The sequence below is a fragment of the Neobacillus paridis genome (genome assembly GCF_016765675.1).
Classification (GTDB): domain Bacteria; phylum Bacillota; class Bacilli; order Bacillales; family Cytobacillaceae; genus Neobacillus; species Neobacillus paridis.
Genome location: NZ_JAESWB010000181.1, coordinates 278,573 through 290,983, shown reverse-complemented (window position 1 = coordinate 290,983; position 12,411 = coordinate 278,573). Strand labels below are relative to the sequence as shown.

General features: G+C 39.9%; 10 protein-coding genes and 1 rRNA gene. 3 read left to right on the top strand and 8 right to left on the bottom strand.

All coding sequences use genetic code 11. The annotated features are described in order from the left end of the window. Positions 1-123 (bottom strand): 16S ribosomal RNA (locus tag JK635_RS14360); the annotation flags it as partial. Between the two features lie 575 nt (positions 124-698). Here JK635_RS14360 and JK635_RS14355 point away from each other — a divergent pair. Continuing rightward, the gene (locus JK635_RS14355; RefSeq protein WP_202654642.1) at positions 699-1,601 is read left to right on the top strand and encodes a nuclease-related domain-containing protein; all 903 of its coding nucleotides are present in this window, start codon (positions 699-701) and stop codon (positions 1,599-1,601) included. A 329-nt stretch (positions 1,602-1,930) separates the two neighbouring features. Here JK635_RS14355 and gyrA read toward each other — a convergent pair whose 3' ends face one another. The 7 genes from gyrA to dnaA form a co-directional block, all read right to left on the bottom strand. Beyond that, complete coding sequence (gene gyrA, locus JK635_RS14350; protein ID WP_202654641.1) at positions 1,931-4,489, bottom strand: DNA gyrase subunit A; 2,559 nt, start codon at positions 4,487-4,489, stop codon at positions 1,931-1,933. A 183-nt stretch (positions 4,490-4,672) separates the two neighbouring features. After that, a complete protein-coding gene (gene gyrB / locus JK635_RS14345; RefSeq protein ID WP_202654640.1) occupies positions 4,673-6,595 on the bottom strand; it encodes a DNA topoisomerase (ATP-hydrolyzing) subunit B in 1,923 nt (640 codons plus the stop codon). 64 nt (positions 6,596-6,659) lie between these two features. Continuing rightward, positions 6,660-6,899, bottom strand: coding sequence for an extracellular matrix regulator RemB (gene remB, locus JK635_RS14340; protein ID WP_202654639.1), 240 nt, complete (start codon positions 6,897-6,899; stop codon positions 6,660-6,662). A gap of 8 nt (positions 6,900-6,907) precedes the next feature. Further along, entirely contained in the window at positions 6,908-8,026 is a 1,119-nt protein-coding gene (gene recF, locus JK635_RS14335) for a DNA replication/repair protein RecF (protein WP_202654638.1), read from the bottom strand. Positions 8,027-8,168: 142 nt separating this feature from the next. Next, positions 8,169-8,384, bottom strand: a complete 216-nt coding sequence (gene yaaA / locus JK635_RS14330; RefSeq protein ID WP_202654637.1) for a S4 domain-containing protein YaaA — start codon at positions 8,382-8,384, stop codon at positions 8,169-8,171. A gap of 172 nt (positions 8,385-8,556) precedes the next feature. Continuing rightward, positions 8,557-9,693 (bottom strand): DNA polymerase III subunit beta, encoded by a 1,137-nt coding sequence (gene dnaN / locus JK635_RS14325; protein WP_202654636.1) that lies wholly within the window; start codon positions 9,691-9,693, stop codon positions 8,557-8,559. 227 nt (positions 9,694-9,920) lie between these two features. Beyond that, the gene (dnaA, locus tag JK635_RS14320; protein ID WP_202654635.1) at positions 9,921-11,267 is read right to left on the bottom strand and encodes a chromosomal replication initiator protein DnaA; all 1,347 of its coding nucleotides are present in this window, start codon (positions 11,265-11,267) and stop codon (positions 9,921-9,923) included. A 571-nt stretch (positions 11,268-11,838) separates the two neighbouring features. Here dnaA and rpmH point away from each other — a divergent pair. Both rpmH and rnpA read left to right on the top strand, forming a co-directional pair. Beyond that, positions 11,839-11,973, top strand: coding sequence for a 50S ribosomal protein L34 (gene rpmH, locus JK635_RS14315; RefSeq protein ID WP_199420775.1), 135 nt, complete (start codon positions 11,839-11,841; stop codon positions 11,971-11,973). Positions 11,974-12,042: 69 nt separating this feature from the next. Next, on the top strand, positions 12,043-12,387 hold the full coding sequence (gene rnpA, locus JK635_RS14310; RefSeq protein ID WP_202654634.1) for a ribonuclease P protein component: 345 nt from the start codon (positions 12,043-12,045) through the stop codon (positions 12,385-12,387). The last annotated feature ends 24 nt before the right edge of the window (positions 12,388-12,411 follow it).

Genomic DNA, 12,411 nt, shown 5'->3' with positions numbered 1-12,411 from the left:
CCACGTGTTACTCACCCGTCCGCCGCTCATCTCGAGGAGCAAGCTCCTCTTGATTCGCTCGACTTGCATGTATTAGGCACGCCGCCAGCGTTCGTCCTGAGCCAGGATCAAACTCTCCAATGAAGTTCGAGTTGATTAGCTCATAAAATTTAACGTTGGCTTCATTTCGTCAGAAATGAATGATTATTGTTGTCCAGCTACAGCGCCCTAGCACCTAGTGTCCTTCGCGCTCCGCCCTACGATAAGTCAACATCGAATTGCCTTCGGCTTCTTCGTGTTTCCTTTATCTCAGTTGGAGCACTCTAGGCCATACGGTGCTGACCAGGGTGCTTTCGCTTTTCTATGTTGACGTTTTTGTTTGTTTAGTTTTCAAAGAACAAAGTCATTACTTCAAATCGCTCCGCGTGATTCTTCTTTGAATCAAACCCTTATGCTCCGCGATTTTATTATGTCGCCCCGAAGCGACTTTATTAATATACCATTTGTATATTTGTATGTCAACAGTTTTTTTATTTTAACTACACAAATTTTTATCTATCTGCCTACTTAATTTATTATCCAAAAAATAACGTCGTCGCCTTAAAAGAATCAATACCTGATAATTTTTTGTCACAAATTATTAATAATAGAGTCGGCTTTTTTTTGATAAGTTTTATACAATGGTGGTGAATATATAAATAAAGTAAAGGATGTGGAAAATGAAAAGATTTCGTCCGGTTCCATATGAGTTAAAGGTATTAAGAGTTTTAAATTCCCGAATGATTTTATCAGAAAAAGAAAGGTTAGACTACATTAATGCTGAAAAAGGTTTTGAAGGTGAGTTAAAATTTGATCAGCTGACTAAAAAGCTTCAAGGAGAAGTATTCATTATAAATAATTTACTTCTTAAGGTTGGTAATACTTATTTTCAAATTGACACAACTATTATTTTTCAAACCGCCTTGATAATATTTGAAGTAAAAAATTTTGAAGGGGATCATTTTTTAGAGTCAAGAAAGTTTTTCAAGTTTCCTAAACGAGAGATTAAAAATCCGTTTAATCAATTAGATCGAAACACCTCCCTAATGCGTCAACTGCTTCAACAACTTGGCTTTCAAATTCAAGTTGAAAGCTGGGTGACTTTTGTTAACCCCGAGTTCTCTCTTTTTCAAGCACCTCTTGATCTTCCCGTTATTCTTCCATCACAACTTAACCGTTTTATGAAAAATATGGACATGCAGCCATCAAAGCTAAATAGCGTACATAAAAGACTTGCTGAAAAACTGATTTCACTGCATCATGAAAAGTCTCCATATACTCAGCTACCTGTATATGATTATGAACAGTTAAAGAAGATAATTACTTGTCCGAGGTGCTTTAGCTTTATGGTATTACTTGGACGAAATAAATGTATTTGCCCAAAATGTTCATACATAGAAAAAATAGATTCTGTTGTATTACGTAGTGTGGATGATTATAGGCTTCTTTTTCCTGAGAGAAAGATTACTACACAAGGAATATATGTATGGTGTGGGGAAGTTGTGTCTGAAAAAATAATTAGAAGAGTATTAAAAACATATTTTAAAGAGATAGGTTTTGGACGTTGGGTTTATTTTGAATAATAGTTGATTATTTAGAGGGGGGAAAACCTCCTTTTTATTTTGATTTGCAATTATTTGTGAAATTTAGGAAGATCTTATAGACCGAATTTTACTTTATCGGGCAGCTAAGCTTGTTCTACTTACCCCAACTATCGCATCTTTCTCCTTTTCAGGTAACTAGAGCCATGCTACTTGCCCCAATTATCCGTTCTTTCCCTTTTTCAGGTAGCTAGAACGGGCCTACTTACCCCAACTATCGCATCTTTCCCCTTTTCAAACAACTAGTATGCTAAATTTTCCAAAAAACATCCCCAAAAAAAGGAACACCCTTAGAGTGCTCCTTCATTTGTTTATTCTTCATCGGCAGATCCAAGATCATCAAGGTTTTCTGCTGTATTATCACCATCATTGGATTCGCTGGATTCTCCTAAGACTTCACCGATGCCATGTTCGCCCTCAGTGGACTCTCCATCTTCTTCTTTTTCTACTTTTGCAGCTGTGGCAACAAATTCATTTTCATTTTCCCGCAGGCTTATCAGTTTAACGCCCTGGGTGTTCCGGCCTGTTCGAGAGATGCTGGCAACATCAATTCGAATCAGGACACCACCTGTTGTAATCAGCATCAGATCCTCTTCACCTGTAACGGTTCTTACTGATACAAGCTCGCCGTTTTTCTCTGTGACATGGCAGGTCTTGATCCCTTTACCACCACGGCCCTGAATTCGATATTCCGAAGCAGGTGTCCGCTTGCCGTATCCTTTTTTCGTCACAATTAAGATATCATTATCATCCTCCAAAACTTCCATACCGACCACTTCGTCATCCGCATCAAGGGTGATGCCTTTTACGCCGGTGGCAGTACGGCCCATTGACCTTACATCATCCTCTGGAAAGCGGATCAGCATTCCTTTTTTTGTACCGATGATAATCTGCTTGCTGCCGTCCGTTAAACGGACTGAAATTAATTCATCACCTTCACGAAGATTGACGGCGATTAACCCGTTATTTCGGATATTAGCAAAGGAAGACAAAGGTGATCGCTTCGATACTCCCTCTTTAGTTGTGAAGAATAAGAACCAATCATCGACAAATTCCTCAACAGGAATAATCGCATTGATCCATTCATCCTTGTCAATTTCCAGCAGGTTAACGATTGGTATTCCTTTAGCCGTTCGGCTAAATTCAGGAATTTCATACCCTTTGGATCGATATACTTTTCCTTTGTTTGTAAAAAATAGAATCGTATCATGGGTAGAAGTCGTCATTAAATGTTCGACAAAGTCATCGTCATGTGTACCCATTCCTTGGATTCCCCGTCCGCCACGCTTCTGGGCGCGGTAGGTTGAAACCGGCAGACGTTTAATATATCCATTATGAGTAAGGGTAATAACAATATTTTCTCTTGGAATCAGGTCTTCATCATCGATATTCTCAATTCCGCCGGCAGCAATTTCTGTCCGCCGCTTATCATTAAAGCGTCCCTTAATTTCCAGCAATTCCTCACGGATGATATCAAGCAGTTTTTCCTCGTCGGCTAAAATTCCCTTCAACTCGGCAATCAATTTTACAAGCCCTTGGTACTCTTCTTCAATTTTTTCTCTTTCCAAACCGGTTAAGCGTTGCAGACGCATATCGAGAATCGCTTGCGCTTGTTTCTCTGAAAGATTAAATTGAGTCATTAAACCTTCCCGGGCAATATCCGTTGTGGCGGAATTACGAATGAGATTAATGACAGCATCGAGATTATCCAGGGCAACCCGCAATCCTTCTAAAATATGGGCACGAGCCTCTGCTTTGCGCAGCTCGAATTCTGTTCTTCTGCGAATGACGACTTTTTGATGATCCAGGTAATGGACCAGCAATTGCTTTAGACTCAATACCCTTGGGTGTCCGTTAACGAGCGCCAGATTATTGATTCCAAAGCTAGTCTGCATCGCTGTTAATTTATATAAGTTATTTAAAATGACATTGGCATTGGCATCTTTACGAACCTCAATTACAATTCGCATCCCTCTGCGGTCCGATTCGTCGCGAAGGTCCGTAATCCCTTCAATTTTTTTCTCACGGACCAGTTCAGCGATTCTTTCAATCAGTTTCGCTTTGTTCACCTGGTAGGGGATTTCATGAACAATAATCGTCTCTTTACCGTTCGATTTCTGTTCAATTTCGACCTTAGCTCTTAATGTGATGGAGCCTCTGCCGGTTTCGTATGCTTTCCGGATTCCGTTGCGGCCGAGGATGATTCCTCCCGTTGGAAAGTCCGGTCCGGGGATGATTTCCATCAATTCCAAGGTAGTAATGTCAGGATCATGGCTGAGAGCCAGCACTCCTTCAATCACTTCACCGAGCTGGTGAGGGGGGATATTGGTTGCCATCCCGACAGCAATTCCAGATGTTCCATTCACCAAAAGGTTAGGAAATCTAGATGGAAGTACAACAGGTTCTTTTTCTTCACCATCATAGTTATCTTGATAATCAATCGTATCTTTGTTAATATCTCTTAATAATTCCATTGAAATTTTCGACATTCTTGATTCGGTATAACGCATGGCGGCTGCAGAGTCGCCATCCACTGAACCAAAGTTTCCGTGGCCGTCTACAAGCATGTAACGATAGTTAAAGTCCTGTGCCATCCGTACCATTGTTTCATAAACGGCTACGTCACCGTGAGGGTGGTATTTACCGATTACATCTCCAACAATACGGGCTGATTTTTTATATGGTTTGTCCGCATGAATGCCAAGATCATGCATGGCATAAAGAATACGGCGATGAACCGGCTTTAGACCATCGCGGACATCCGGAAGGGCACGGGAAACGATAACACTCATCGCATAGTCAAGAAAAGATGTCCTCATTTCCTGACTGATATTAACTTCTTTTATTTGAGAATTTGGTGTTTCAGCCATATTTGGTACCTCCTATTGGGATTCCCTTACTAAAAAAGAAAAGGAGGATAGTGGTCACCCCTCTACCCTTAACCTTTTTATATCCATTCTCAAGCTTCTACGCACTAAATCACTAAGGAAGGTTCCTTAGAAGGATCAATGCAAAAATAAGCTTTTCTTGTTTCAAGGATATATACACTATCCTTATACATCCAGATTCTTTACATATTGAGCATTCTCTTCGATGAAATTACGGCGGGGTTCTACTTTTTCACCCATTAGCATTTCAAAGGTTTCATCAGCTTCGATGGCATCTTCAAGGCTTACTTGGAGCATCGTTCTGGTTGACGGGTCCATGGTTGTTTCCCATAATTGTTCAGGATTCATTTCTCCCAAACCTTTATAGCGTTGAATATTCGGCTTTGGCTGGCTTGGCAGCTGGGCAAATATCCGATCGAGATCTTTATCGTTATAAGCATATTCAATCCGTTTACCTTGCTGAACTTTATATAATGGCGGCTGGGCAATATACACATAACCTGCTTCTAAAATTTTTCTCATATAGCGATAAAAGAATGTTAGCAGCAGGGTGCGAATATGGGCACCGTCAACATCAGCATCCGTCATAATAACGACTTTATGATATCTGGCTTTGGAAATATCAAAATCCTCGCCAATCCCTGTTCCAATCGCCGTAATCATCGCTCTCACTTCATTATTAGAAAGAATTCTGTCAAGGCGTGCTTTTTCCACGTTGAGGATTTTCCCCCGAAGCGGCAAGATCGCTTGGAAATGACGGTCACGTCCTTGCTTTGCTGAACCTCCCGCAGAGTCCCCCTCAACGATATATAATTCACTTTCTGCAGGATCCTTGGAAGAACAATCTGCCAGTTTCCCAGGTAAACTCGACACTTCAAGCGCACTTTTCCGCCGGGTTAATTCCCGGGCCTTTTTGGCAGCAACCCGTGCTCTGGCAGCCATTAAGCCTTTATCAACAATTTTCTTCGCAACCACTGGATTTTCTAATAAAAATTTCTCAAAGGCGGCCGAAAAAATCGTATCCGTAATTGCTCTCACTTCAGAGTTGCCAAGCTTCGTTTTCGTCTGTCCCTCAAATTGGGGATCTGGATGCTTAATTGAAATAATCGCTGTCAGCCCTTCACGAACATCCTCGCCGGAAAGGTTCGTGTCGCTTTCTTTAATTAAACCGTTTTTTCGAGCATAATCGTTAATCACCCTGGTTAACGCCGTTTTAAACCCTGCTTCATGAGTTCCGCCTTCATACGTATGAATATTATTGGCAAAGGAGTAAATACTTTCCGTATAGCCCTCATTGTATTGCAGGGCAACCTCGACACTGATTCCGTCTCGTTCTCCCTCGACATCAATCGGCTCCTCATGAACCACTTCTTTGGTGCGGTTTAAATGCTCAACATAGGATTTAATACCGCCTTCATAATGATATTCATTACGTTTATTTTCGACACGTTTATCTTCAATCGTAATTTTAAGACCACGGTTAAGAAAGGCCAGTTCACGAATACGAGTAGCCAGAATGTCATAATCATATTCTAGTGTTTCCGTAAATATTTCTGGATCTGGCTTAAAATGGGTAATCGTCCCAGTTTTATCTGTTTCCCCAATTATTTTTAAATCGGCAACCGGGACACCGCGTTCATACTTTTGATAATGGATGTGACCATCCCGGTGCACAAACACTTCCAAAAATTCGGATAGGGCATTCACAACCGAAGCCCCGACACCATGCAGTCCGCCGGAAACTTTATAGCCTCCGCCACCAAATTTACCACCGGCGTGGAGGATTGTCATGATGACTTCAACTGCCGGCCGGCCCACTTTTTCCTGAATGCCAACCGGAATACCACGGCCATTATCCTTTACGGTGATGCTGTTATCCGCTTCAATCGTGACATTGATTTCAGTACAGTAGCCTGCGAGTGCTTCGTCAATGCTGTTATCGACTATTTCCCAAACGAGATGATGGAGACCTTTGCTGCTTGTTGAACCGATATACATTCCAGGTCTTTTCCGAACTGCCTCCAGCCCTTCTAAAACCTGTATTTGATCGGCGTCATATGCTTGCTCCTGAACTGCTTTTTGATCCATTGTCACTAGATTCACCTGCACTTTCTAAACGTAAGTAACTCTATATTTTTGAAAAAATTTAAATCTATCCTAATCGTTTATATTGACGTCTTTTTAAAGTACCTGAAGCAATTGACGATAAATAAATGTATTGATCGGTGACGATGACTGACTTATAGGGGTTCTTTGATAAATTCATCAGCTTTTGTTTGTGGCGGTCGATAAATTCCCTCAGCATTTCTGAATTCTGGACACTTTCTTTATCCAAAATGGCAATAATATCCTTTATCCTAATATTAAGGTTTTCGCCAATATGAATAAACATGTTCCACCTCAGTTCACCCTTCGCATTGTACCGGAAGTGACTTCAAATGCAGAAGCCTCTTTCAATGTTTGATGGTCAATCCCGTCAACGCTTGTTGTTGTAACGAATGTTTGAACCTTGCCTTGAATCGTATTTAATAAGTGTGATTGCCGGTAATCGTCCAATTCGGACAAAACATCGTCTAAAAGCAAGATCGGATATTCACCAATTTCCGCGTGGATTAATTCAATTTCCGCGAGTTTGACGGATAACGCCGTAGTTCGCTGCTGACCTTGTGAGCCAAAGGTTTGCACGTCGCGGTTATTCACGAAGAACAGCAAATCATCACGATGGGGGCCAAATAATGTAGTCCCCCTTTCTATTTCTCTACTTTTTACCTTTTCGAACTTTTCTTGATAGCTTGCTACCATTTTCGACAAGTCAAGCCTATCTAATACATCAACCGATGGTTTATATTGTATTTCAAGCGTTTCAAGTCCCCTTGAAATCCCTTGATGAATCGGTTTTGCCCAATTTTGCAGCAGCCGCAAGAATTCGAATCTCTTGGTAATAATCTTCACAGCCGTTTGAATGAATTGCTCTGTTAAGATTTCAAGCATTGTTTCGTCCGTCTGCTTCTTGATCTGCAACATTTTTAAAAAATGATTACGCTGCTGGAGAATTTTTTGATATTGACTCATATCATGTAAATAAATAGGGGACACCTGGCCTATTTCCATATCAATAAATCTTCTGCGAACTTGAGGGCTTCCTTTAACCAAATTAAGGTCTTCAGGGGCAAACATAACGACGTTCATATTACCAACGTATTGGCTTAATTTCCGTTGTTCTATATGGTTGCATTTTGCCTTTTTACCTTTTTTCGATATGACTAATTGAAGGGGTAATGAACCGTGCTGTTTTTGAACCCTACCTTCTATTTTAGCATAATCTTGATCCCAACGGATAAGATCTTTATCATTTGACGTTCTGTGCGACTTCGCCATCGCTAAAACATAAATGGACTCCATCACGTTTGTTTTCCCTTGGGCATTTTCCCCTAAGATGACATTTACTTTATTTTCAAATTCGATCAATAATTCTTCGTAATTGCGGTAGTTGGTTAAACTAAGCGATTCAATATACATGCAAACGTCATCCTCTTCAGAAATGCGTAAGCGCCGCAGTCAGGGGCGTGGAGCCAGTCAATCCGGCGGCGATATGATGTTTTTAGCCTTTGAAACATGGGCTGTAGATTATAGAGCTCCCAGGAGATGCAGCTAGACAAGGTTATTTGGTAATCACAAACTCACCAAAGCCGGGAATTTGGAGCTTATCACCGTCACGAAGCTTTCTTCCTCTCCGTTGATCCAATTCACCATTTATAAAAACTTCATGTTCACTTAAAAACCATTTGGCCATGCCGCCTGATTGAATTAGCTCAGCCAGCTTTAAGAATTGGCCTAATGTAATAAATTCTGTTTCCAGTTTTATTTTTTTAGGCAAATCATCACTCTCATTTCCCAAAAATATCAGTTAGGTGTTTTTAACAGTCTTTTTCCCAGACAAATTGTCTCAATACTTTATTTTACTAAAAATTTGCTTCTGTTTCAAAGATTACCTTGGAATGAAAGGACCGAGAAAAAAGCCACCTGAAAATAGTGGTGGCTTTGGATTATTAATACGTTCTAACCGGTAAAATCAACTGTAAAATCGTTTCGTCATTTAATGGACGAATGACAAACGGACGCATCGCGCCAGTAAAGCTAATGGTTATTTCGGTTCCTTCCAATGCTTTTAAAGCATCCATCATATATTTGGCACTAAAGGAAATTTTTAATTCTTCCCCGACGATGGACTCACTTTGAACTTCTTCTACTACCTTTCCTATTTCCGGTGTATTCGAGGTGATTTCAATAATGCCGCCCTCTTGTGTGGAAAATTTAACGACATTATTTCTGCCTTCACGGGCAAGTAAAGATGCACGGTCAATCGCTTGTAAAAATTCCTTCGTATTAACTGTAATTTCCGTCTTGCTATCGGCTGGAATTAATCTTGAAGTATCAGGATAATTGCCCTCTAACAATCTCGAGAAAAATAACAAATGCTTTGCTTTAAATAATATTTGATTTTCTGTAATCACGATATCAATCGGTTCATTTGAATCATCAATAATCTTACTTAATTCATTTAAACTTTTTCCAGGAATAACAATATTGTAACTAGCCTCATGGTCCGTTTCGATTTTCGCCTTGCGAAGAGCGAGACGATGGCTGTCTGTTGCAATACAGCTTAACTCACCGTTTTCTATCTTCCAGTTGACACCTGTCAAGATCGGGCGTGTTTCTGAAGTTGATACAGCAAAATGAGTTTGCCTGATCATTGCCTTCAAAAGATCGCCGGCAATTTGAAATTTATTATTTTCCTCAATTTGCGGCAGGTGAGGGTATTCCTCAGCATCAAGACCGATTAAATTAAATTCAGATTTACCAGAACGAATGACGGTTTGCAAATGATTTAAGACTTCAAGTTCAACAAAATCAGTTGGCAGCTTTTTCACGATTTCACTAAAAAATCTGGCTTGCAGAACAATCGCACCCGGCTGCTTTATTTCGACAATTTCATCCCCGGCTTCTTCTTTAGGGATAAATGACTCAATCGATATATCCGAGTCACTTCCCGTTAAGGTTACTCCCTCATTTGTTGCGGTTATTTTTATTCCCGTTAAGATCGGAATGGTCGTTCTTGAGGTAACTGCCTTCATAACATCTTGGACACTTTGAACAAGTCGGTCTCGTTGGATAATAAATTTCATTTTTTAATCCTCCGTTTTAGGCATATTTTTTTAGCATCAGCATATATTATTATTTTATAAAAAATAGGAGAAGTATTAGTAGGAGTTGTTAACATGTGGATAACCTATTTTTACAATGGAAACACAGCCTATCCACATGTGGACAGACTGTGCATATGTGTTTGAAAGTTATTCACAACTTCAACAACTAAGGATGTCCCGGTAAGACCAAGGCTGCCTTGGTTTCTTTAAATTTTCAATTGTTCATTGATTTCCTTCAGTTGCTTTTGCAGCAGTGAATCGGTTTGAAGCAGCTTGGAAATTTTTTCGTGGGCGTGAATCACCGTGGTATGATCACGGCCGCCAAACTCTTCTCCTATTTTGGGCAAGGAATAATCGGTTAATTCACGTGACAAATACATCGCAATTTGCCTTGGAAAAGCGACTGATTTTGTCCGTTTTTTGGCCTTAAAATCCTCAAGTTTTACGTTATAGTGCTCCCCGACAACTTTCTGGATTTCATGAATGGTAATGACTTTAGGCTTTGAGCTGGGAATAATATCCTTTAGGGCTTCAGCAGCTAAATCTGCGTTAATATCCTTATTAATTAGCGACGAATAGGCGACAACGCGAATTAATGCTCCTTCTAGTTCACGAATGTTGGAATCAATTTGATTGGCAATATAAAGCATGACTTCATTAGGAATGTCTAGGCCATCTGCCTTTGCTTTCTTTCTGAGGATGGCAATTCTAGTTTCCAAATCTGGCGGAGTGATATCGGTAATTAATCCCCATTCAAACCTTGATCTAAGGCGGTCTTCAAGCGTCGGAATTTCCCTTGGGGGCCGGTCGCTGGAAATGACAATTTGCTTGCTTTCCTCATGGAGGCTGTTAAACGTATGGAAAAATTCCTCCTGCGTTGATTCTTTCCCCGCTAAAAATTGAATATCATCAATGAGCAGGACATCAACATTGCGGTATTTATTGCGAAAGCTTTCCGCCCGGTTGTCGCGGATTGAGTTGATAAATTCATTGGTAAATTTCTCAGAAGACAAATATACCACCTTTGCCGTTGGATTGTGCTCCAATACATAATGCCCAATGGCATGCATTAAGTGGGTTTTTCCTAGTCCTACACCGCCATAAATAAAAAGCGGGTTATACGCTTTTGCCGGCGCTTCCGCAACAGCAAGGGAAGCAGCATGAGCAAAGCGGTTCCCGGAACCAATGACAAAGGTATCGAAAGTGTATTTGGGAATTAATACGCTTGTCGGAAAATCGTTGTGATCGTCATCCTTTTTCATCTTCTTTGGCGGCGTTCGCAGTTCTTGCTCTTCCTCTGGTTGATCCTGCGGAATGATAAACTTGGCCGTTAAGCTTTCTCCGGTGAGTTCATACAAAATCTCAGTTATTAAATCGGAGTACCGTTCCTCCAGCCAATCACGTGCGAATTCATTGGGAACATTGATGACAAGCTGATCGCCTTGAAGAGACTGGGCTTTCGTTGATTTAAACCATGTCTCAAAACTAGGCTTGCTTATTTTCTTTTCAATATTGGAAAGAGCTGCCTGCCAAAGGTCCGCAATATTTTCCAACGATTGTCCCTCCCTTATAAAAGTATTTATGTTGACATCGTCGTCTTTTCCCATAAAAAATAACTATAAATTTATTAATATATGAAAAGGTATTTTGTGGATAACATATAATAAGGATAGAATGCAGGATTTCGACAATATCCACTACCTGTGGACAAGATTTTACAGAACCTTGGGATAACATGTCCACAGGTTATCCACAAAATGTGGATAATTATTTTTTGGGTAGAAGTTATTCAGAGTGAAAACACAAATATAATAACAAATAATAGCAGGCTACGCAATGGTTTTTCTAAACTTATCCACAAGACGAACGATGTGTGTATAATAATTGTCCACAGGTTGATAATTTGTGAAAAACCTGTCAATATCTTGTGTGGATAGCAGAAAAATGTCGATTAATATCCACAATTAAATGTAAACTGTTCGCTAAAGAACACTATGATAAGAAATTGGAAATTTAGGTTAATGGTTGAAGGACAGTTGACAATATAATGAGGACATCTTTATAATAAATAAGACTGTCGTCTGAAATTGAAATGAGGACTTTTCCTTTTGGGAGGTGTCATATATGAAAAGAACGTATCAACCAAATAAACGGAAACATAGCAAAGTTCACGGTTTTCGCAGTCGCATGAGCTCCAGTAATGGACGTAAAGTTCTAGCTCGTCGTCGTCGTAAAGGTAGAAAAGTATTATCAGCTTAGACCACTGAAACGTCTCAGTGGTCTTTTTTCTAAGCAAAAAGTTTTCATACTGATTGAAGGTGTTAGGTAATGAAAAAGGAACTGCGGATAAAAAAAAATAAAGACTTTCAGACAGTATTTCAACAGGGCAGATCGTTTGCCAATCGCCAATTTGTGGTTTATTCATTGCCGAAGGAGGACCAAGACTTTTTTCGCATTGGTTTATCCGTTAGTAAAAAGCTTGGTAATGCGGTTACGCGAAATAAAATTAAAAGATATATTCGACAGTCCGTTTTTGAACTGAAGGATCAATTATTGCCGGGGTATGATTATGTAATTATTGCCAGGAAACCGGCAGCCGAAATGGACTTTTTTATGATAAAAAAAAGTTTAACGCATGTTTTTAAGGTAGGAAAGGTATTAAAGAACCGATAAAAAATGATCAAATTTACCGTTTTG